This window comes from Pseudomonas sp. Marseille-Q5299 (genome assembly GCF_943737035.1).
GTDB lineage: Bacteria > Pseudomonadota > Gammaproteobacteria > Pseudomonadales > Pseudomonadaceae > Aquipseudomonas > Aquipseudomonas putida_E.
On record NZ_CALSFR010000002.1, the window covers coordinates 757,124 to 779,078 of the forward strand.

Consider the following 21,955-nt stretch of genomic DNA (forward strand, 5'->3'; position numbering starts at 1 on the left):
CCTAACGCTTGTGGCCAGTGTCCAGCTTGCGCTCCAGGTGCATGGAGTAGCGGGACATACCGAAACAGAAGATCCAGAACACCAGGGCTGCGAACACATAGCCCTCGGTGGCCATGCCCAGCCAGGCCGGGTCGGCGGCAGCCTGCTTGACGCTGTTGAGCAGGTCGAACAGGCCGATGATGATGACCAGGCTGGTGTCCTTGAACAGGGCGATGAAGGTATTGACGATGCCAGGGATCACCAGCTTCAAGGCCTGCGGCAGGATCACCAGGCCCATCGAGCGCCAGTAGCCCAGGCCCATCGCCGCAGCGGCTTCATATTGCCCCTTGGGGATGGCCTGCAGGCCGCCGCGCACCACCTCGGCGATGTACGCCGACTGGAACAGGATCACGCCGATCATGGCCCGCAGCAGCTTGTCGAAGCTCATGCCTTCGGGCAGGAACAACGGCAGCATCACCGACGACATGAACAGCACGGTGATCAACGGCACGCCACGCCAGAACTCGATGAAGGTCACGCAGACCACCTTCACCGCAGGCATGTTTGAACGCCGCCCCAGGGCCAGCAAGATGCCCAGCGGCAAGGCGCCGACGATACCCACCGTGGCGATCACCAAGGTCAGCATCAGCCCGCCCCACTGGCTGGTCGGCACGCTTTCCAGGCCCAGGTAGCCGCCATGCAGCAGCGTGTAGGCCAGGAACGGGTACACCACCAGAAAGCCCAGGCCGTAAACGGCCTTGCGCGGGAAGCGCTTGATGAACAGCGGCGCAGCGCCAAGCACGGCAAGCCATACGGTCAGGTCCACGCGCCAGCGCAACTCAGCCGGGTAATAGCCGTACATGAACTGGCCAAAGCGCTGCTGGATGAACACCCAGCAGGCACCCTCCTTGGTGCAGTCGGCGCGCGTGGTGCCGACCCAGTTGGCGTCGATCAACGCCCACTGCAGCAGCGGCGGCACGATCAGCCATACCAGGTACACGGCGAACAGGGTCAACAGGGTGTTGAGCCAGCTGGAGAACAGGTTTGCCCGCATCCATGCGAGCACGCCGACGGTCTTGACCGGTGGCGGCATGTCAGGTTTGAAAACATGAGCATTCACGGGCGTATCCTCACCGCTCGATCAGCGCAATGCGCTTGTTGTACCAGTTCATCAGCAGCGAGATGCTGATGCTGATGGCGAGATAGACACTCATGGTGATGGCGATCACCTCGATGGCCTGGCCGGTCTGATTGAGTACGGTACCGGCGAACAGCGAGACCATCTCCGGGTAGCCGATACCGGCCGCCAGCGACGAGTTCTTCGCCAGGTTCAGGTACTGGCTGGTCAGTGGCGGAATGATCACCCGCAGTGCCTGGGGGATGATCACCTTGCGCAGCGTCGGGCCTTCGCGCAGCCCGAGCGAACGGGCGGCTTCGGTCTGGCCATGGCTGACCGAACGGATGCCCGAACGCACGATTTCGGCGATGAACGCGGCGGTGTAGATGGTCAGCGCCAAGGTCAGCGCCAGCAGTTCCGGGATCAGTACCCAGCCGCCAACGAAGTTGAAACCTTTGAGCTGCGGGACTTCCCACTGCACAGGGCTGCCGAACAGCAATGCACAGAGGCCTGGAATCACCACCAACAGGGCAAGCCCTGCCCAGAACTTATGGAACGGCTCGCCGGTTTCGTTGAAGCGCTTGTTGGCGTAACGCACCATCGCCATGATGGCTACGATCGCCAGGGCTACGGCAGCGACGAACGGCCAGAAGCCGTCGGCCATCAGGGCGCCGGGCATGTTCAGGCCACGATTGCTGATGAAGAAGGCATCGTCGAAGCTGATGCTGCCCCGTGGCCCCGGCAGGGTCAGGAACACGGCGAAATACCAGAAGAGGATCTGCAGCAGCGGCGGGATGTTGCGGAACGTCTCGACATACACGGTCGCCAGCTTGTTGATCATCCAGTTCGGTGACAGGCGAGCCACACCGATGATGAACCCCAGGATCGTTGCCAGGATAACGCCGATGAAGGTGACCAGCAGGGTATTGAGCAAGCCGATCACGAACACCCGCGCATAGCTGTCGGACTCCACATAGGGAATCAGATGCTGGGCGATGCCGAAGCCGGCACTGCGGTCGAGGAAGTCGAAGCCGGACGTAATGCCCCGGTGTTGCAGGTTGGTTTGAGTATTGTGGAACAGGTACCAGCCCAGACCCACCACGAAGATGATCGTGAGAATCTGGAACAACCACGCGCGCACACGTGGATCGCTCAGGGTCAGCCCCTTTTGTGCGCCGATTCGATTTTGCATGAAGTGCCCCGGACAGTAGGGATTCGAACAGCCTGCGGCGGCGGAATGCCGCCGCAGGGTGCAGCCATCAGCGCACAGGTGGCGCGTACTGGATGCCGCCGTTGTTCCACAGGGCGTTCATGCCACGGTCGATCTTCAGGTCAGTGCTCTGGCCCAGGTTCTTCTCGAACACCTCGCCATAGTTACCCACTTGCTTGACGATCTGCACTACCCAGTCCTTGGGCAGCTTCAGGTCCTTGCCGTACTCACCGTCAGCGCCGAGCAGGCGGGCGGTGTCCGGGTTCTTGGTGGACTTGGCCTCGGCTTCGACGTTCTTCGAAGTGACGCCCGCCTCTTCGGCATTGAGCATGGCGAACAGGGTCCACTTGACGATGCTGAACCACTCCTCGTCGCCCTTGCGCACCACCGGGCCCAGCGGTTCCTTGGAGATGGTTTCCGGCAGCACCACGTAGTCGGTTGGCCCGGCCAGCTTGGAACGCTGGGCGAACAGCTGCGACTTGTCCGAGGTCAGCACGTCGCAACGGCCCGACTCCAGCGATTTGGCGCTCTCGTCGGAGGTATCGAAGGTGATCGGGGTGTACTTCAGGCCGTTGGCGCGGAAGTAGTCGGACACGTTCAGCTCGGTGGTGGTGCCTGCCTGGATGCAGATGGTCGCGCCATCGAGTTCCTTGGCACTGGAAACACCCAGCTTCTTGTTGACCAGGAAGCCGACGCCGTCATAGTAAGTGACGCCTGCGAACACCAGGCCCATGCCGGCATCGCGCGAGCTGGTCCAGGTGGTGTTGCGCGACAGCACGTCGACTTCGCCGGACTGCAGCGCAGTGAAGCGTTCCTTGGCGTTGAGCTGGCTGAACTTGACCTTGGTGGCATCGCCGAACACGGCGGCGGCCACGGCGCGGCAGACATCAGCGTCGATACCGACGATCTTGCCCTGCGCATCAGGTACCGAGAAGCCTGGAAGACCGTCGCTCACGCCACACTGGACGAAGCCCTTCTTCTTGACCGCATCGAGGGTGGCGCCGGCCTGGGCATTGCTCACGGCGCCCAGCGCGGCGGCAGCGGTGAGGACTGCCAGGGTGGTTTTCAACATCTTCATTCACAACCTCCAAATCGCTCTTGTTGTACGAGCCGGAATTGCACCGCACCCTTATGAGGCGCATCCGACCCTTGTTGGCTTGTTATTGGGTCAATGGCGCAATGGGCTGTTCTATGACAGCCTTCGCGTGACAAGGGTGTTACCGTACCGGCCCGACCCTTGCATCGAAGGTTTCATAGCAAGGGGCGTACCACAGTTGGCGGCTAAAGCGTTTAAGCGCTCGTCAAGTAGGGAAAGTTGTATCGTTGCGACATTCTTTTTCCGACAATCATTTCCAGCGCCTTCTTTTTGCGCATGCCTTCATACGATTCGCACACTTTCGGAGCAGTCATGACCCACCCGTTGATTCTCGAACCCCAGAAAACCGCAGACGCCTGTGTGATCTGGTTGCACGGCCTGGGCGCCGACCGTTACGACTTCCTACCGGTTGCCGAATTCATGCAGGAGCGTCTGCTCAGCACGCGGTTCGTCATGCCCCAGGCGCCGACCCGGCCTGTCACCATCAACGGCGGCTATGCAATGCCCAGTTGGTACGACATCAAGGCCATGACCCCGGCCCGCGCCATCGACGAAGCGCAGCTGGAAGAATCGGCTGACCAGATCATTGCCCTGATCGAGGCCGAGCGGGCCAAAGGCATCGACCTGGCACGGATCATCCTGGCCGGGTTCTCCCAGGGCGGCGCCGTGGTGCTGCACACTGCTTATATAAAGTGGCAAGAGGCACTGGGCGGCGTGATCGCACTGTCTACCTATGCACCAACCTTCAACGACGGCCATCAGCTGAGCGCCTGCCAGCAACGTACCCCGGCCCTGTGCCTGCACGGCGTGCACGACCCGGTGGTGATCCCCTCCATGGGCCGCACCGCCTTCGAGTACCTGAACACCTGGGGCGTGGCCGCGCGGTGGCAGGAATACCCAATGGAACACGAGGTGGTGGTGGCAGAGCTGAGCGATATCCACGACTGGCTGAGCAAGCAACTGCAATAGGCAGGCTCTCTTGTAGTTGTGGGCGCATTCCGCTACGCCGCGCCCAGATCTTGCATTACACTGCCCGGCGTACATTCCTAAATCAGTTGATGAGACGATCGTGCTCAAGGCACTCAAGAAAATATTCGGCAAGGGAGACCCGGCACCTCAGGCCGCCGCTCCTGCTGCCAGCATCACCCCGCCTGCGGCCCCCATGGCTCAGCCCGAGCCGCAGCCCTCCACGCCGCGCACCAAACCCGCCGCCAAGGCCCAGATGCCTGCAGCCGCGCCCGTTGCCGAGCAACCGGCCATGGACAAGCCGCGCCGCGAACGCAAGCCCAAACCCCAGGCCAGCCTGTGGAAGCCGGAAGACTTCGTGGTCGAACCGCAGGAAGGCAAGACCCGCTTCCACGACTTCAAGCTCTCCAACGAGCTGATGCACGCCATCCATGACCTGGGCTTCCCGTACTGCACGCCGATTCAGGCCCAGGTGCTGGGCCACACCCTGCGTGGCCAGGACGCCATCGGGCGCGCGCAGACCGGCACCGGCAAGACCGCCGCGTTCCTCATCTCGATCATCTCTCAGTTGCAGCAGACGCCGCCGCCCAAAGAGCGCTACATGGGCGAGCCGCGTGCACTGATCATCGCGCCAACCCGCGAGCTGGTGGTACAGATCGCCAAGGACGCCGCCGCCCTGACCAAATACACCGGCCTGAACGTCATGACCTTCGTCGGCGGCATGGACTTCGACAAGCAGCTCAAGGCGCTCGAAGCGCGCCATTGTGACATCCTGGTGGCTACCCCTGGCCGCCTGCTGGACTTCAACCAGCGGGGCGATGTGCACCTGGACATGGTCGAGGTGATGGTGCTGGACGAAGCCGACCGCATGCTGGACATGGGCTTCATCCCGCAGGTACGGCAGATCATCCGCCAGACCCCGCCCAAGAGCGAGCGCCAGACCCTGCTGTTCTCTGCCACCTTCACCGACGACGTGATGAACCTGGCCAAGCAGTGGACCACCGACCCTGCGATCGTCGAGATCGAGCCGGAGAATGTCGCCAGCGAAACCGTCGAACAGCACGTGTTCGCAGTGGCGGGCAGCGACAAGTACAAGCTGCTGTACAACCTGGTGACCCAGAACAAGTGGGAACGGGTGATGGTGTTCGCCAACCGCAAGGACGAAGTGCGGCGTATCGAGGAAAAACTGGTGCGCGACGGTATCAATGCCGCCCAGCTGTCGGGCGATGTGCCGCAGCACAAGCGCATACGTACCCTGGAAAGCTTCCGCGAGGGCCGGATTACCGTGCTGGTGGCCACCGACGTGGCGGGGCGAGGCATTCACATCGACGGCATCAGCCATGTGATCAACTTCACCCTGCCGGAAGACCCGGATGACTACGTGCACCGCATCGGTCGTACGGGCCGTGCCGGCACCAGTGGCGTGTCGATCAGCTTTGCCGGCGAGGATGACTCCTACCAGTTGCCGGCGATCGAAGAGTTGCTGGGGCGCAAGATCAAGTGCGAGATGCCACCGGACGAGCTGCTCACGCCGGTGCCGCGCAAACACCATTGATACAGGGCTGCTTTGCAGCCCAATCGCCGGCAAGCCGGCTCACACTGGGTTTGCGCTGAGTTTGAGAGCGACGGGGTACCTGTAGGAGCCGGCTTGCCGGCGATCCGGGGCAAAGCCCCGGCCAATCGATCAGACCTTACCAGCGCCCCGCCGCATCCTGATCACTCTGCCTGCCTTCGACCCAGCGCGGGCCCTCCTGGGTATTCTCCTTCTTCCAGAACGGCGCACGGGTCTTCAGGTAATCCATGATGAAATTGCAGGCATCGAAAGCCGCCTGCCGATGGGCACTGGCCACCCCCACGAACACGATCGGCTCCCCAGGCTCCAGCGCACCAATACGATGCAGCACTTCAACCTTCAGCAACGGCCAGCGCTGCTCGGCCTCGACCACGATCTTCGCCAAAGCCTTCTCGGTCATGCCAGGGTAATGCTCCAGGAACATCCCGGCCACGTCCCGGCCATCATTGAAATCGCGCACGTAACCAACGAACCCGACCACCGCGCCCACGCCAACATTGGCGGCATGCATGGCATTGACCTCGACCCCGGGGTCGAACGCGCCATCCTGCACTCGCACTGCCATGCTCAGCCTCCGGTCACCGGTGGGAAGAACGCCACCTCATCGCCCGCTTCCAGCGGCTCATCGAGCCTGCACAGCTCTTCGTTGCGCGCGCACATCAGGTTCTGCTCGGCCAGCACCTGGTACTGCCCACCCTTGGCCACCAGGGCCTGGCGTACATCGTCAAGCACCTTGAAGTCGCCCTCCAGGCGCTCGGCATCCACACCAAGCAACTCACGGTAACGGGCGAAATACATCACTTTCACGTTCATCACGCATCCACCTTGTAGTGGCCGCTTTTGCCACCGAGCTTTTCCAGCAGGCGCACCTGCTCGATGACCATACCCTTGTCCACGGCCTTGCACATGTCATAGATCGTCAGCGCCGCGACGCTGGCAGCGGTCAATGCTTCCATCTCCACACCGGTCTGTCCGGCCAGCTTGCAGCGCGCGACGATGCGCACCACATCCGTGCCTTCTGCGCTGAGTTCGACCTTGACGCTGGTGAGCATCAAAGGGTGGCACAACGGAATCAGGTCGCTGGTCTTCTTCGCCGCCTGAATGCCGGCGATACGCGCCACGGCGAACACATCGCCCTTAGGGTGCTCACCCTCGACGATCATCTGCAAGGTCTGCGGCAACATCCGCACGCGCGCCTCAGCGGTGGCCTCGCGCTCGGTCACGGCCTTTTCAGTGACGTCGACCATGTTGGCCCGCCCCTGGGAATCAAGATGTGTCAGCACTGCTCTGCTCCTGTGAAGGGAACACAGAGTGTAAACCTGTGGGTCAGGTTTGAGCAGTGGAAAAAACCGGGCGGCGCACCGCCCGGTTCGAGAGGTTACAGATGCGACTCGGCGTACTCGGCCAGCACCGAGCGCGGTACACCTTGCAAGGTGATGTGCACGCCGTGGGGGAAGTCCTTGAAGCGTTCGGTCAGGTAGGTCAGGCCCGAACTGGTCGCGGACAGGTAGGGGGTGTCGATCTGCGCCAGGTTGCCCAGGCAGACCACCTTGGAACCAGAGCCGGCACGGGTGATGATGGTTTTCATCTGGTGCGGCGTCAGGTTCTGGCACTCGTCGATCAGGATCAGGCTCTGCTGGAAGCTGCGGCCCCGGATGTAGTTCAGCGATTTGAACTGCAGCGGGACCCGCTCGAGGATGTACTCGACACTGCCGTGGGTGCTCTCGTCATCCATGTGCAACGCTTCGAGGTTGTCGGTGATCGCACCCAGCCAAGGTTCCATTTTCTCGGCTTCGGTCCCCGGCAGGAAACCGATTTCCTGGTCCAGCCCCTGCACGCTGCGGGTGGCGATGATACGGCGGTAACGCTTGCTGACCATGGTCTGCTCGATAGCCGCTGCCAGCGCCAGGATAGTCTTGCCGGAGCCGGCGGCGCCGGTCAGGTTGACCAGGTGGATATCCGGGTCGAGCAACGCGAACAGCGCCAGGCTTTGATGGATATCCCGCGGTTTGAGGCCCCAGGCCTCCTGGTGCAGCAGTGGCTCCTGGTGCAGGTCGAGCAGCAGCAGTTCATCTTCGCGGATGCCCTTGATCCAGCCGACGAACCCTTGCTCATCGATGATGAACTCGTTGACATGCACTGCCGGCAGGTTGTCGATCAGTTGCACCCGGTGCCAGGTTCGGCCCCGCTCCTGACGGGTATCGACCTTGCTGACACGGTCCCAGAACGAACCGGTGACCGAGTGGTAGCCCTTGGAAAGCAGCGAGACGTCATCGACCAGCTGGTCGGTGCTGTAATCTTCGGCCGCGATACCGCAGGCCCGCGCCTTAAGGCGCATGTTGATGTCTTTGGTTACCAGCACCACGTCCAGGTCGGCACGTTTGGCCCGAAGTTCCAGCAACTGGTTGATGATGATGTTGTCGTTGAGGTTCTCCGGCAGCAGCCGGTTGGGTTCGTTGCGTGGGCTCATCAGGATCGAAAGGAAGCCCTTGGGCCCACTCTTGCCACGCTGTATGGGTACGCCCTGCTCGACATCGCTGGGCGAGGCGTCACCGAGGGTCTGGTCGATCAGGCGGATGGCCTGGCGACATTCGGCGGCGATGGACTGTTTACCGGTCTTGAGCTTGTCGAGTTCCTCCAGCACCGTCATCGGAAGGGCGACGTGGTGCTCCTCGAAGTTGAGAAGTGCGTTGGGGTCGTGAATCAGGACGTTGGTATCGAGCACATAGAGGATTGGCTTGCTGGAGGAAGGGTTGCGTCCTTGGTCATCCATACTCGGTCACCTTATGTCGAAGCCACACGGCGCGGTCTGCTGCGCCGCAGAGTGACTGCCGTTCTCCCCGTATCCGCGTTGCTACGGGCGGGAAGTGAACCTGGCAAGGTGGGCTCGGATGACGCCACCTGTGCTGCAGGAATCGGCTGTCTGGTTTCTTCATACCGCAAAAAGCATGACTAAAAAAAGCATTTTTACGTGTTGGTGAAGTTTATTTTTCCGATTGACGAACAGGACTTGGCGATGGACCCAGACGGGACTACAGTCAGAAGTCAGACCCGTTATTCCTGATAGCCGTATTCACGGCAATCCTCCCAGCCAATGCCGCTTTGCGCGGTATGTTCCAGCAACCATTGCACCGCCGGCTGCGCCTTGGGCAGGCTGTCATGGAACTGGATCACGCCCTTGCGCCACAGCAGCATCAAGGTCACCACCCGCTGGGCCGAGGCTTGGGCTGTCAACGGGCCGTCATCCTGTGCGTCGATATCCCACAGCGACACCCGCAGCTGCTGGCTGGCCATGAATGCCTCGCCATCGGCCCGGCGCTGGCCATAGGGCGGGCGGAACAACGGCACATACTGCTCAGGCAGGTCGGCCTGGACCCGCGCCTGGCTGCGCCTGAGCGAATCCTGCCAGCCATTCCACTGGGCATGCGAGCGATACTCCCACCCCTGAAGCCCCACGCACTGGCCATCATAGAGCTGCCCCAGCGCATTGGCCGCTCCAGCGTCACGGCGCTGCTGCAAGCGGTTGCCCAGTACAAAGAAGGTGCCCTGCATCTTCTGTTTGCGCAGGTAAGCGGTCAGCGTGTCGGTCGTGCTGCCCTGGGGGCCGGGGCCGCCCACGAAGGTCAGCAAGAACATGCGGTCATTCAGCTCATCGCCGCTGCGCTCACGATTGGACAGGCGTTCGACCTCGCTGGTGATCTGCGGCAACAGCGCCGCCTTGCGCAGTTGCTCATCCAGGTAGCGCACATGGAACTGGTGGCTTGGTTCGACCCAGCCGGTATAGAAGGTGCCGACATCGGTAGCGAACGTCGCAGCCCTTGTGCGCAAATCGGCCATGGACTCCACCACGTAGCAGAACGAGGCATCCTGCTCGCAGCTGCGCTGGGCCTGCTGGTAGCCCTGCCACAAACGCTGCCACATGCGCGCCCGCAGCGCCCGGACCTTCTGCAGGTTGATCTGCCGCAAGCCCAGGCGCGCAGCCAGCGCCCCATCGTCGAGCAGCTCACTTTCGTGCAGTACCTGGGCAAACGACAGGATCTCTGCGCGCGAGGCGACATCGAACAATGCAGGGCTGTCCAACTGTTCGGGCCACAGGCTGCGGTCCAGGCTGGCGGGGGGGATAGGAGCGGCTTGGGCGGCCAGGCTCAGGAGTGAGGCCAGCAAGGCACCGGCAATGCGCACGATCGGTCTCTCCGTCACAGCGAAACGCGCACTATAGCGCCTGCTCATCCGATGGTCTGTGACTATTGTCGCCATAGTTTGGCGTTCCCCCCTTCAATCCGTAGAATCCCCGGCAACGATTTCAGGAGCCGACCCGATGCTGACGGTGATTTCCCCCGCCAAGACCCTCGATTACGACACCCCACCGGTGACCGAGCGTTTTACCCTGCCCCAGTACCTGGACGACTCCCAGGAACTGATCGTGCAACTGCGTGAGCTGTCACCGGCGCAGATCAGCGAGCTGATGCACCTGTCGGACAAGCTCGCCGGTCTCAACGCCGCCCGCTTTGGCAGCTGGACGCCAGACTTCACGCCGGCAAACGCCAAGCAGGCCCTGCTGGCCTTCAAGGGTGACGTGTATACCGGGCTGGACGCCGAAACCCTGAGCGAAGACGACTTCACCTACGCCCAGCAGCACCTGCGCACGCTTTCCGGCCTGTACGGCCTGCTGCGCCCGCTCGACCTGATGCAGCCTTACCGCCTGGAAATGGGTACCAAGCTGGCCAATGCCCGTGGCAAGGACCTGTATGCCTTCTGGGGCACGCGTATCAGCCAATGGCTGAACCAGGCGCTGACCGAGCAGGGCGATGACCTGCTGTTGAACCTGGCCAGCAACGAGTATTTCAGCGCGGTGAAACGCAGCGCCCTGAAAGGCCGGGTAATCAACGTCGACTTCAAGGACCTGAAGAACGGTCAGTACAAGATCATCAGTTTCTACGCCAAGAAAGCCCGCGGCATGATGAGCCGCTTCGTGATCCAGGAACGGGTCAATGACCCGCAGCAGCTCAAGCAGTTCGATGTACAGGGCTACTACTACAGCGCCGAACAGTCCAAGCCTGATCACCTGGTGTTCTTGCGCGATCATCCGGCCGAGTGAGTGCCTGCACCACCGCCAAGCCCTGATCCCTGGATCTGTGACAACCGACCGGGCCGCACAGCGGCCCTTTACGGAATTTGCACATAACCCGCCGATAGCCCCTGCACCTCGACCCCCTGCGCTACCGCGACACCTGCCGTGACCGGTACCTTGCGCCCCTGTCGATCTGCCGTAGCCCGGTAAACCACGTAAGCCTGCCCCGCCTCATCCACCTGCAGCGCCTCTGCCGGTACCGCAATGCCCTGTTCCGTTCTGTGCGCGATCACTGTCAATTGCGCCGTCATCCCAAGGCGCAACAATGGTGTCGGCGGCTCCCTCGGTATTTCCAAGGCCACCCGCACGTCGTACCAGGCCCCCTGCCCTTCATCGTCCCTGGCCTGAAGGGCAACGCGTTGCACCTGGCCGGCAAGTGGCTGACCGGCGATGATGACCTCGACCTCCAGCCCTTCGCGCAGCCTGTCCAGATCATGCTCCTGGACTGCGGCAAGCACCTGCAGCTGGCTCAGGTCGACCAGCGTCAGCAATGGCGCACCCTGGCTCACCTGCTGGCCCGCTTGCAGGTGCCGTGAGGCACCGCCCCCAGCGTTGTCGGCACGCACCACCAAGGCCGCAAAAGGCGCCCTGACCACCCTGCGCTCACGCTGGGCCAGCATCGCCTGCCAGCGGGCGTGGGTATTAGCCAGCGCCATCTGTGCAATGCGCAGCTCATCGCCTCGCCCGCGTTCGCGCACCAGGCTCAGCTCCTGTTCGGCATCTTGCAGTGCCTCGCGCTGAGCGACTACCTGCTGCGCCAGGCTGTCGACCTCGATGCGGGCGACGATCCCCCGCTCGAACAGGCGTCGTGTGTCTGCCAGCGCGCCCTCGCTGGCTGCCAAAGCCCCCCGGGCGCCGAACATCGCGCGGCGCGCACGGGCCACCTGCGGCCCGGTTTGCCAACCCTGCAGCAGGCGCACGCTTGTCCGCGCCTTGAGCCACTCGGCCTCGGCCTGGCGTATCTGCACATCCAGTTGTGCGGTATCGAGCCTGAACAGTGGCTGGCCTGGAGCCACCCGCTGCCCTGGCTCCACCTCCACTTCGGTGACCACCCCGTCGAATGGCGCAGCCTGGATCTGCTGGCGGACCGCCTGGACCCTGCCGACCAGGCCCACCCGGCTTTCCAGCCGCTGCGGCTCAACCCACAACCAGCGCGCCGCGACATCCTGTCCCTGGCTAGCAGGCCAGGCTTGCCACAGGAGCCACGCTGCCGGCCACGCCAGCAGCCACAACAGCAACCGCCACCTAATCATTGAGCGCCACAGCCCAGCTTTCCAGCGTGGTACCCAGTGTCCGGTCGAGTTCAGCCTGGCCATTGAGGTAGGCAATTCTGGCATCCAGTTCGACGCTCTGCGCATGGCGCAAATCGCTCTCGAAGCTGAGCACCTGGAAATTGCTCGAGCGTCCGACGGCGAGTTTTTCCTGTTCTATCTCCAGTTTGCGCCGCGATAGCGCCAGCGCCCGTGCGGCAATTTCCAGCTGGCGCCAACGCACCTGGGAATCGCGCACTGCAGTCAACACATCGCGCTGGAGTTGCTGGCGCGCCTCGGCCAGGCTGACCTGCTGCCTTTCGACCGCCACGCGGGCACGTACCTCGGCCTGACGCCGGCTCAGGTCTCCAAGCGGTATTTCCAGCTCCAGCCCTACATAGTGCTCCCAGCCGGCCTGGTTGCCAGGGCGCTGGCGCGTCTGGCTGGCCCCGCCGACCAGCGACACGTCCCACCATTGCTCATTGCGTGCCACCTGCAGCTCAATCAACGCCTGCTCACCCGTGATCACCTGCATCAGATACGCAGGCTGCAGCGCTTCGGCTTGGGTCAGTGCCTGCGCAGTATCGACCTGCAAGCGCTGGACGTGGACCTTTTCCACTGCTCGCAAAGGGGTGGCCAGGTCCACTGCCAACACCTGGGCCAACGCCAGCCGGCTTGCGTGGAGCTGATTACGGCTGCTTTCGAGCGCCAACTCCTGCCCAGCCACCTCGGCTTCGGCCTGAACCTTGTCGAATGCGGCCATGCGCCCGGCAGCGATCAGCGCCTGGTTCACCTCTACCAACTGCTGCGCCCGGGCCAGCGCCTGCTGGGCAATGTGCAACTGCTCCTGGGCGTGAAGCAGTTCGCGATAGTGCAGGATGGTACGCGTGATCACTTCAGCCACGCGGTCTTTGAGCACCAGCCGGTTTAGTTGCTCGGCCAGCAGCGCCTGGCGTAGCGGTGCACTGGCCACCTCGCGCCCGGCACCGCGCAGCAGCGGCTGAATCACCATCAGGTTGGCGCCATCACGGTAATGTACGCCAGCCCTGTCGGCGCGTGTCTGGCCGTACGCCCAGTCCAGGCTCAGCCGTGTGCCGTAGGGCGTGAGCAGGCTCGCCGCCGGAGCGAGCTGGACTTCGCGGTAGTGGTCATCACTGTTGCGATTGCCAAGGTAGCGTGCCTTGAATGACAGCTGCGGGGCATAGTGATCACGCGCCACGCGCAGGTCGAATTTCTGCGCGATGCGCTCAAGATAAGCACTGCGAACGGCGCGGTTGTCGCGCAGGGCCAAGGCAACGGCATCGGCCAGCTCCAGCGATACCTCGGCGCCCCCGCTGGCCGCCCAGGCAGTGGCCGACACCGCAAAGCCCTGGTCCGAACGCGGCAGCTGCAGCGGATCAGCAGCCAGTACGGCACCGCCCAGCAGCGCCAAGCACAGAAAAACGAGCCATCTAGTCATCGCGCAACGCCAATACAGGTTGCAGGTGCGCCGCCGCCAGTGCCGGTTGCAAGCCGAAGAAAAGGCCGAGCGCCAACGCGCTGCCCATGCCCAGCGCTATCGATGACGCATCCAGCGCATAGCGCCAGCCTGACACCAGGGCAAAGCCCCAGCTCGCCGCTAGCCCCACCAGTGTTCCGAGCAACGCTCCGCCAACCGCCAGCAACAGCGCTTCGAGCAGGAACAACCAGGCAATATCGCGGGTGCGTGCGCCCAGCGCCAAGCGCACGCCGATCTCGCGACGGCGCTGCGCAACGCTCATCAGCATCACATTCATCACCCCGCCCCCACCCAACAGCAATGCGATACCGGCGAACCCGGCGAGCACCCACGTGAACATCCGTGACTGGTTGGCCATCCCTTCCAGCAGCTGCTGTGGCAGTTGCACGTCGACCTCGTAACCTGGCAATCGTGCAACCAGGTAGTCAGTCAGCGCCTGCGCCGTGCCCGTCAACACCGCGACATCATGCCCGCGTGCAAGCACCGTCCCCACCTCGGGCGCAGCGCCCAGGCGGCGCATACCCGGCAAGGGCATCAGCAGAACATCGTCGACCTGTATTGGCAGCATCGGGTTGTAACCCCGCTGCGCAAGCACGCCAACCACCTCGAACAGGTAGCGGCCCGACTGCAGACGATCGCCCACACGCGCACCCAGTTGCCGGGCCAGCGTAGCCCCCAGCAATACATGCGTGGTGTCATCGTCGTAGGCGGACAACAAGCGGCCCTGGCTGGCTTGCAGGTCCAGCACTTGCGCCAGTTGCAGCGTGCTTGCGCCGACAAGGGTCTCATGGCGCTTGCTTGCCAATTGCACTGTGGCCACAGAAACCAGCAATGGCGCAGCGGCGCGAACGGACGCTGGCAGTACTGACAGGTCCAGTGCCACGGGTGCTGCAACTTCAGCGGGGCGTTGCAGATTGGCGACCAGCAGTTCACTGCCCATGCCTCGATACAGCTGCCGAGCATGCTGCGTGGCGCTGTGGCCGATATTGAGCAAGGCCACCAGCGCAGCGCACCCCACAGCGATGCCGATCAGCGCCAGCCAGGCGCGGGGGCCTGCCTGACGCAAGCTGGCCAACGCCTCGCTCAAGCGCTGCGGCCACGAAGGGCCATAGGCCTCAGGCATCAAAGGCCCCACCGTTGCGCACCTCGATGCAACGGTCCATGCGCCGCGCCATGGCAGGGTCGTGGGTGACCATCAGCAAGGTCACGCCCCGCTCACGATTGAGCGCCAGTAACAGCGCTGCGATACCCTCGGCCGTGGCGCCATCGAGATTACCGGTCGGCTCATCGGCCAGCAGCAACGCAGGCTCCGTCACCAGCGCCCGGGCGATGGCGACCCGTTGCCGCTGGCCACCGGACAAGTCGGCAGGCAGGTGCTGCGCCCGCTGACCTAGCCCGACCGCCTCCAGTTGCTGCTGTGCCGCCTGGCGTGCCGCTACCCGCCCGATGCCCCGGTAACTCAACGGCAAAGCGACGTTGTCCAGCACAGTCAGGCGCGGCAGCAGGTTGAAGCTCTGGAAGATGAAACCCAGCAGGCGATTACGCATGATTGCGCGCTGGTCGGCGGTGGCGGCGGTCATGTCCCGGCCAGCCAGCACTATCTGGCCACGGCAAGGCTGGTCGAGCAGGCCGATCAGGTTGAGCAAGGTACTTTTGCCCGAGCCGGAAGGGCCGATGATGGCGCAGGTCTGGCCGCGGGGGATGGACAAAGAGACATCTTGCAGGACTGGCTGGCAGCCCAGAATGCGCGCGATACCGTTCACGCAGACTATCGGGTTCATGCCTTGCCCCCCCCATTCTCACCCTGAAATGCAGCGTCGCTCTGCGAGTCGAGTGCTTTCGCTTGATCGCTTCGTGCCGATTTCCACTCCTTTGCCAGCATGTCGATCAACGAAGTATCAAACTCCGGCTGCGGCACTTCATGCTGCGACAACTGCATCATGATATCGGCCTCATAGTTCCCATATTCGGCAACTTCAATGGGCGGTAGAGCATTATAAAAGTCCAGAATTTCATGCAACCCTTCATCAATTCGGCCCGTTCGCTGATATTCAGCGTTCATCTTGCCGCTTATTGATTGTGCCCACTGGTTATGCTGGTCTGTTTTTTCGAACATTGCAGCACGCCGCTCACTCACCGTGAAAGCCCCGCTTTCATCGTAAATGATCAGGCTTAGCTGCTCGCGACTAAAACCCTTGAATGGGTTGCTACCTTTGCCACTTGCAAAATCATTGGCTTGGCGCGCACGCGCCAGCAACTCGGCATTATCCGTATCCGGTAGCTGTGAATCATAAAAGTCTTTCGCCAAGGAATATGAAAGCCCTCCCAACCGGTCAAGAATGCTGGCTGCAAGGTCTGCCAGCTCACTACGGGAGAGCTGGCTATCACGCAACGCCGCACGCTCGGCAGCAGCGCTCAACTGTTTAGCCAGGCTCGAAATTTTTTCTTCGCCATTCCCCGTTTTGCTGTCTATTTTCTGCGCGTCTACAAGGTCAGACTCCTCTACACGCCTGACAGTTAGAGCCGTGCCAACCTGGCTTTTATATACCCCACGACCATTGACTCCATCCATATACATAACTCCTGCTGCTGATGCAGCACCCACCTTTCGCACAAATACTTCAATTACACTCCGCCGGCGCATACCGGCAAAGTGCAGACGTTGAGAAGAAGACTGAAACGCCACTCACCTCATCGTGAATTCAACTTTCCATGCGAAGTCAGCGGATGTACTCGTAATAGTCGCCGTGCACGTTGCTCCGCCACTTGGCGTTGCGGTTTTGGTCCACTGGGGCTGCTTTATTCCACCCGGTAGCATGCGCATCTGAAAAGTGGTGCCAAAAGCGCACGTCTTGCTGCCAATGGTGTAGCGCACCATCGCACCATTTACGTCCGGGCTTACCAACCGCTGCACGCGCATGAAGGTGGAAGATGAGGCTGGAATCGTATTGGAGGGTTTAGGGTTGGCGATCTGATAGCTACTGGTCTCATTTGAGGTCACCAGTTTCATGACTGCGGGCTGAGCGCCGAGATTTTTGATGGTCACCTCAACCGGCGGCCCCGCCTGCGCCAGGCCGGCGGCAAGCAGCGATACGGTGGCAAGCACAATCTGCGATGTCTTTTTCATTAGCGTGATCTCGTCTCTTCCATGTGATTAAGGATGAGACGCCCCTGATGGCCAGTGGCCTCAGGCTGCCCAAGACGCTCCGTCGTTCATGGACAGCTCCGAATAGGCGCGTCCAAGGGTGTTAACGACCAGCCCCGGAAAAACCTTAGCTTTCGCATGGCTTTGAATATTTCTGAATGTGAACCCGCACCACACTGAAGCAGGGATCACGCAGCCACCATGCCAACAAACCAGCGCCAAAAAATCGGCATACGAGCTGTTATCGCAAACCGTCATAAGCCCATTCGTAGTTTTTTGACGAATTTTGAAAAAAATTTTTCGGTGCTGGCACAAAAATATCTCACCCGGATTTCGCCCTTTATATACAGGGGTGCGCCTGAGGCGTGCTATCAGTTTGAAAGTATTCGCCACTGAAGAATTATTTAGAAATCTTTCATCGAGGCGAAACCCACCCAGGAACTTCTTCTGTGACGCATCGCTCATAGTGCCGTAACGAATTTCATGCCTGTGCGGTGTGAGAGATGACTTACAGATGACAAGCAGCCGCGAACCAATAGCGGCTCCGAAACTTTTAACAGATGCCACGGGTACTCCCGTAGGCCCTGCCCAGCAGGAGAGACGCGCCCCTAAAGAATCGTCCTAGTGGTTGATTTCAAAGGATTTTTCCACTTGAAAGAACAAGCACAGCAACGCGCCAAGTAGCGCTTTGCAATAAAGACGGCTGCATTTCAGGGCACGCCTATTAATTACTGGCCTTTGACTGCCAACTTTGAGTGCACAACGTTGTGCGCTCCGGATTTATTCATGCCTGCGCTCGGTGAAGTGTGCATTCGCCATGGGATCCGTGCGCCCTAAAACTGTTGTTAATCAACCCGGTCCGGCTCTTCCCGGAAGAGCTGGCGTGATAAACACATGAGGTGATAGCGATGCGTATCAGCATCTTTGGTTTGGGTTATGTGGGTGCGGTCTGTGCAGGCTGCCTGACGGCGCGAGGCCATGACGTGATTGGTGTGGACGTGTCCAGCACCAAGATCGACCTGATCAACCAGGGCAAGTCGCCCATCGTCGAACCTGGCCTGGAAGCACTGCTGCAGCAGGGCATCGCCAACGGCCGCCTGCGTGGCACCACCGACTTCGCCGAGGCCATCCGCGCCAGCGACGTGTCGATGATCTGCGTCGGTACCCCAAGCAAGAAAAATGGCGACCTGGGCCTGGAATACATCGAGTCGGTCTGCCGCGAAATCGGCTACGTCCTGCGCGATACCACTCGCCGCCACACCATCGTGGTGCGCAGCACGGTGCTGCCAGGCACGGTCAAGAACGTGGTCATCCCGATTCTCGAAGACTGCTCGGGCAAGAAAGCCGGCGTCGACTTCGGCGTCGCGGTCAACCCCGAGTTCCTGCGTGAAAGCACCGCGATCAAGGACTACGACCACCCACCTATGACTGTCATCGGCGAACTGGACAGCGCCAGCGGCGACGTCCTGCAAAGCCTGTACGAAGAACTCGATGCACCGATCATCCGCAAGCCGATCGAAGTCGCCGAGATGATCAAGTACACCTGCAACGTCTGGCACGCCACCAAGGTCACCTTCGCCAACGAAATCGGCAACATCGCCAAGGCCGTCGGCGTCGATGGCCGCGACGTGATGGACGTGGTCTGCCAGGACAAGGTGTTGAACCTGTCGCAGTACTACATGCGCCCTGGCTTCGCCTTCGGCGGCTCGTGCCTGCCCAAGGACGTGCGCGCCCTCACCTACCGTGCCGCCAGCCTCGACGTACGGGCGCCACTGCTCGACTCGCTGATGCGCAGCAACGAATCTCAGGTGCAGAACGCCTTCGAACTGATCGAAGCCCACGACAAGCGCAAGGTCGCCTTGCTGGGCCTGAGCTTCAAGGCCGGTACCGACGACCTGCGTGAAAGCCCGCTGGTGGAGCTGGCCGAGCGCCTGATCGGCAAAGGCTACCAACTGGACATCTACGACGAGAACGTCGAGTACGCCCGTGTTCACGGTGCGAACAAAGAGTACATCGAGTCGAAGATCCCGCACGTCTCGTCGCTGCTCAACGCCAACTTCCAGAAGGTCATCGACAACGCCGACATCATCGTCCTGGGCAACCGTGACGAGCAGTTCCGCGCCCTGGCCGAACAAGCGCCGGAAGGCAAGCAAGTGATCGACCTGGTCGGCTTCATGAGCAAACCGACCTGCAACATCAGCCGTACCGAAGGCATCTGCTGGTAAGCCAGCAGCCAGGCAGCGCAGGCCTCCTGCGCTGCCCTTTTCCCAGAATTCTCGACGGATGCTGAACATGCAAAGGCTACAGACAGTGCTGCTGCAGTGCGCCGGTTGGCTGCTCTACATGAGCCTGCTCATGTTGATCGCCCTGGCCTTGCCGGCCGAAATCTTCGACTCGCAGTCCAAGCACTTCATCTTCCTGGTCGGCGCAGTCGGCATCTGGCGCTACTCCATGGGCGCCACCCATTTCATTCGCGGCATGATCTTCCTATACGGCGTGTACCCCTACCTGCGCCGCAAGGTGCAGAAGATGGGCAGCGCGGCCGACCCGTCGCACGTGTACCTGATGGTCACCAGCTTTCGCATCGAAGCATTGACCACTGCCCAGGTGTACAGCTCAGTGATCCGTGAAGCGATCGATTGCGGCTTCCCCACCACCGTGGTCTGTTCGCTGGTGGAAATGTCCGATGAACTGCTGGTAAAGAGCCTGTGGGCCAAATACAACCCGCCCGCCCACGTGAAGCTGGACATCGTGCGCATCGCCGGGACCGGCAAGCGTGATGGCCTGGCGTACGGCTTTCGCGCCATCTCGCGGATGCTGCCGGATGAGAACGCCGTTGTCGCGGTGATCGACGGCGATACCGTGCTGGCCGAAGGCGTGGTTCGCAAGACCGTACCCTGGTTCAAGCTGTACCCGAACGTCGGTGGCCTGACCACCAACGAGTTCTGCGAAGTGCGCGGTGGCTACATCATGAGCGAGTGGCACAAGCTGCGCTTCGCCCAGCGCCACATCAACATGTGCTCGATGGCCCTGAGCAAGCGCGTGCTGACCATGACCGGGCGCATGTCGATGTTCCGTGCCAGCGTTGTGACCAACCCCGAGTTCATCGCCGACGTCGAAAGCGACTCGCTGATGCACTGGCGCCTGGGCCGCTTCAAGTTCCTCACCGGGGACGACAAGTCCAGCTGGTTCAGCCTGATGCGCCTTGGCTACGACACCTTCTACGTGCCGGACGCCGCCATCAACACGGTCGAGCACCCGCCGGAGAAGAGCTTCCTCAAGGCCAGCCGCAAACTGATGTACCGCTGGTACGGCAACAACCTGCGGCAGAACTCCCGCGCGCTGGGCTTGGGCATGCGCCGCCTGGGGCTGTTCACCAGCATCGTGCTGTTCGATCAGCGCGTGTCGATGTGGACCAGCCTCTTGGGCCTGACCGTGGCCGTGATCGCCAGCCTCAAGTTCGGCCTCGGCTTCCTGCTGGTGTACCTGCTGTGGATCGGCATCACCCGCCTGATCCTCACCATCATGCTGCTGTGCTCGGGGCACAACGTCGGCCCGGCCTATCCGCTGATCCTCTATTACAACCAGATCGTCGGCGCACTGATGAAGATCTACGTGTTCTTCCGCCTCGACAAGCAGTCCTGGACCCGTCAACCGACTGCCCTGAAACGCGACCTCGCCAGTTTTCAACAATGGTTCAACACCTGGTCCTCGCGGACCATGACCTTCTCGGCTGCCAGCATCTTCGTCGCTGTGCTGTTCATGGTCGTGTGAGCCCAACCCGGATCGGAACTAACAGGAACAAACCACCATGAATACCGCCGTGAACGTCAATGTCGTGCATGAGTCCGAAGCCCAGCGCCAGCACGCCCGGGTGCGCATCCCGGCCAAGCTGCGCTACCTGGATGGCGAACGCCAGACCCATGAGGTGAAGGTCGAAGACCTGTCCGCAGGCGGCTTGAGCTTTTACGCCAAGCAGCCGCTGCAGGTCGGCCAGGTACTGCGCGGGCGCTTGCAGTTCGTGGTCGACAACCTGGGCCTGTCGATGGACATCGAGTTTCAGGTGCGCTCCTGCAACCCGAGCGATGGCCGTACCGGTGCGCAGTTCCAGAACCTCGAACCCCGCGACATCGCCACCCTGCGCCACATCATCACCAGCCACCTTTCGGGTGAACTGATCAGCGTCGGCGACGTGCTCAGCACCCTGCAGCGCGACAACTTCACCAAGGCGCGCAAACAGAAGGACGGCGGCTCTGGCCTGTCCGCTTTCGGCCGCCTCAAGGCAGTGACCGTGACCCTCGGGGTGTTCGTCGTTGGTGTAGCCGCCTTCGGCTTCGTCGCCAAATCGCTGTACGGCATGTACTTCGTCAGCCACGCCGAAGCCGGCGTGGTCGCGGTGCCGACCACCAACATCACCATGCCGCGTGACGGCACCGTCAACAGCCTGGTCGAGCCCGGTGGCATGGTGGTCAAGGGCGCGCCGCTGGCAAGCTTCAGCACCAGCATGCTGGACATGCTCAAAGGCCACCTGGACGACTCGCAGCTGGAGCCGGCCAAGGTCGAGGAACTGTTCGGCAAGCAACTCTCCGGCACCCTCACCAGCCCCTGCGATTGCGTAGTCGCCCGCCAGTTGGTGGACGATGGCCAGTACGCCGCCAAGGGCCAGCCGATCTTCCAACTGGTCCCGCGTACCAGCAACCCGATGGTCGAAGCACGCTTCAGCTACCGCCAGTTCGACGAAGTCAAGCCAGGTACCCGCGTCAACTTCCAGGTGGCTGGCGAAAACGAAGTGCGCACCGGCCAGATCGTCAGCAGCGCCAGCCTCGACAGCGAAAACCTGGCCTCCGACATCCGCGTGCAGATCAAACCAGACGGCGGCCTGCCTGCCGAGCTGGCCGGGCGCCCGGCATCGGTCAGCAGCGACCGTGGCCCTTCGCTCAACTGGCTGATCGACAAAGCCGTGGCCCGTGGGCTGTAAGAGGATCAAACG

At 61.9% G+C, this 21,955-nt stretch carries 21 protein-coding genes; 6 read left to right on the plus strand and 15 right to left on the minus strand.

Annotated features, from left to right (window positions below):
* Nucleotide 1 precedes the first annotated feature (1 nt).
* The 3 genes from NGJ21_RS07920 to NGJ21_RS07930 form a co-directional block, all read right to left on the minus strand.
* The gene (locus tag NGJ21_RS07920; protein ID WP_046784831.1) at nt 2–1,099 is read right to left on the minus strand and encodes an amino acid ABC transporter permease; all 1,098 of its coding nucleotides are present in this window, start codon (nt 1,097–1,099) and stop codon (nt 2–4) included.
* A 10-nt stretch (nt 1,100–1,109) separates the two neighbouring features.
* A complete protein-coding gene (locus NGJ21_RS07925) occupies nt 1,110–2,288 on the minus strand; it encodes an amino acid ABC transporter permease (RefSeq protein ID WP_119688313.1) in 1,179 nt (392 codons plus the stop codon).
* A 67-nt stretch (nt 2,289–2,355) separates the two neighbouring features.
* On the minus strand, nt 2,356–3,384 hold the full coding sequence (locus NGJ21_RS07930) for an amino acid ABC transporter substrate-binding protein (RefSeq protein ID WP_046784829.1): 1,029 nt from the start codon (nt 3,382–3,384) through the stop codon (nt 2,356–2,358).
* Between the two features lie 330 nt (nt 3,385–3,714).
* Between NGJ21_RS07930 and NGJ21_RS07935 the strand changes: the two genes are divergently transcribed.
* Nucleotides 3,715–4,371 (plus strand): alpha/beta hydrolase, encoded by a 657-nt coding sequence (locus NGJ21_RS07935; protein WP_046784828.1) that lies wholly within the window; start codon nt 3,715–3,717, stop codon nt 4,369–4,371.
* A gap of 100 nt (nt 4,372–4,471) precedes the next feature.
* Nucleotides 4,472–5,923: an ATP-dependent RNA helicase RhlB gene (gene rhlB, locus NGJ21_RS07940; RefSeq protein WP_125923868.1), complete on the plus strand. Its 1,452-nt coding sequence runs from the start codon at nt 4,472–4,474 to the stop codon at nt 5,921–5,923.
* A 136-nt stretch (nt 5,924–6,059) separates the two neighbouring features.
* Here rhlB and moaE read toward each other — a convergent pair whose 3' ends face one another.
* The 5 genes from moaE to NGJ21_RS07965 all read right to left on the minus strand — a co-directional run bounded on the left by moaE (nt 6,060) and on the right by NGJ21_RS07965 (nt 10,123).
* The gene (moaE, locus tag NGJ21_RS07945) at nt 6,060–6,506 is read right to left on the minus strand and encodes a molybdopterin synthase catalytic subunit MoaE (protein ID WP_046784826.1); all 447 of its coding nucleotides are present in this window, start codon (nt 6,504–6,506) and stop codon (nt 6,060–6,062) included.
* 2 nt (nt 6,507–6,508) lie between these two features.
* On the minus strand, nt 6,509–6,754 hold the full coding sequence (gene moaD, locus NGJ21_RS07950) for a molybdopterin converting factor subunit 1 (RefSeq protein ID WP_012312828.1): 246 nt from the start codon (nt 6,752–6,754) through the stop codon (nt 6,509–6,511).
* Nucleotides 6,754–7,224, minus strand: coding sequence for a cyclic pyranopterin monophosphate synthase MoaC (gene moaC, locus NGJ21_RS07955; RefSeq protein WP_161871772.1), 471 nt, complete (start codon nt 7,222–7,224; stop codon nt 6,754–6,756). Before moaC ends, moaD begins: the two co-directional genes overlap by 1 nt.
* Nucleotides 7,225–7,319: 95 nt before the next feature.
* Entirely contained in the window at nt 7,320–8,714 is a 1,395-nt protein-coding gene (locus NGJ21_RS07960; protein ID WP_046784825.1) for a PhoH family protein, read from the minus strand.
* A 281-nt stretch (nt 8,715–8,995) separates the two neighbouring features.
* Nucleotides 8,996–10,123 (minus strand): polysaccharide deacetylase family protein, encoded by a 1,128-nt coding sequence (locus tag NGJ21_RS07965; protein WP_251962018.1) that lies wholly within the window; start codon nt 10,121–10,123, stop codon nt 8,996–8,998.
* Nucleotides 10,124–10,259: 136 nt separating this feature from the next.
* On the opposite strand from NGJ21_RS07965, the gene yaaA reads away from it, so the two are divergent.
* Nucleotides 10,260–11,039, plus strand: a complete 780-nt coding sequence (gene yaaA / locus NGJ21_RS07970; protein ID WP_251961990.1) for a peroxide stress protein YaaA — start codon at nt 10,260–10,262, stop codon at nt 11,037–11,039.
* A gap of 68 nt (nt 11,040–11,107) precedes the next feature.
* Here yaaA and NGJ21_RS07975 read toward each other — a convergent pair whose 3' ends face one another.
* The 7 genes from NGJ21_RS07975 to NGJ21_RS08005 all read right to left on the minus strand — a co-directional run bounded on the left by NGJ21_RS07975 (nt 11,108) and on the right by NGJ21_RS08005 (nt 17,532).
* A complete protein-coding gene (locus NGJ21_RS07975) occupies nt 11,108–12,220 on the minus strand; it encodes an efflux RND transporter periplasmic adaptor subunit (RefSeq protein WP_251961991.1) in 1,113 nt (370 codons plus the stop codon).
* A gap of 97 nt (nt 12,221–12,317) precedes the next feature.
* Complete coding sequence (locus tag NGJ21_RS07980) at nt 12,318–13,781, minus strand: TolC family protein (protein ID WP_251961992.1); 1,464 nt, start codon at nt 13,779–13,781, stop codon at nt 12,318–12,320.
* Nucleotides 13,774–14,943 carry an ABC transporter permease gene (locus NGJ21_RS07985; RefSeq protein WP_251961993.1) on the minus strand — a complete coding sequence of 390 codons (1,170 nt, stop codon included), beginning with the start codon at nt 14,941–14,943 and terminating at the stop codon, nt 13,774–13,776. Before NGJ21_RS07985 ends, NGJ21_RS07980 begins: the two co-directional genes overlap by 8 nt.
* Nucleotides 14,936–15,601 carry an ABC transporter ATP-binding protein gene (locus tag NGJ21_RS07990; RefSeq protein ID WP_251961994.1) on the minus strand — a complete coding sequence of 222 codons (666 nt, stop codon included), beginning with the start codon at nt 15,599–15,601 and terminating at the stop codon, nt 14,936–14,938. Before NGJ21_RS07990 ends, NGJ21_RS07985 begins: the two co-directional genes overlap by 8 nt.
* The gene (locus NGJ21_RS07995; RefSeq protein ID WP_052750401.1) at nt 15,598–16,392 is read right to left on the minus strand and encodes a hypothetical protein; all 795 of its coding nucleotides are present in this window, start codon (nt 16,390–16,392) and stop codon (nt 15,598–15,600) included. The genes NGJ21_RS07990 and NGJ21_RS07995 overlap by 4 nt, the downstream gene beginning before the upstream one ends.
* A 114-nt stretch (nt 16,393–16,506) precedes the next feature.
* Nucleotides 16,507–16,947 carry a hypothetical protein gene (locus NGJ21_RS08000; protein WP_115273619.1) on the minus strand — a complete coding sequence of 147 codons (441 nt, stop codon included), beginning with the start codon at nt 16,945–16,947 and terminating at the stop codon, nt 16,507–16,509.
* A 60-nt stretch (nt 16,948–17,007) separates the two neighbouring features.
* On the minus strand, nt 17,008–17,532 hold the full coding sequence (locus tag NGJ21_RS08005) for a hypothetical protein (RefSeq protein ID WP_251961995.1): 525 nt from the start codon (nt 17,530–17,532) through the stop codon (nt 17,008–17,010).
* Nucleotides 17,533–17,873: 341 nt separating this feature from the next.
* On the opposite strand from NGJ21_RS08005, the gene NGJ21_RS08010 reads away from it, so the two are divergent.
* From NGJ21_RS08010 to NGJ21_RS08020, 3 genes are all read left to right on the plus strand, one after another.
* Nucleotides 17,874–19,190, plus strand: coding sequence for a nucleotide sugar dehydrogenase (locus NGJ21_RS08010; protein ID WP_119688305.1), 1,317 nt, complete (start codon nt 17,874–17,876; stop codon nt 19,188–19,190).
* Between the two features lie 67 nt (nt 19,191–19,257).
* The gene (gene alg8, locus NGJ21_RS08015; RefSeq protein WP_174142263.1) at nt 19,258–20,739 is read left to right on the plus strand and encodes a mannuronan synthase; all 1,482 of its coding nucleotides are present in this window, start codon (nt 19,258–19,260) and stop codon (nt 20,737–20,739) included.
* Nucleotides 20,740–20,776: 37 nt separating this feature from the next.
* Nucleotides 20,777–21,943: a PilZ domain-containing protein gene (locus NGJ21_RS08020; RefSeq protein WP_251961996.1), complete on the plus strand. Its 1,167-nt coding sequence runs from the start codon at nt 20,777–20,779 to the stop codon at nt 21,941–21,943.
* Nucleotides 21,944–21,955: the final 12 nt, after the last annotated feature.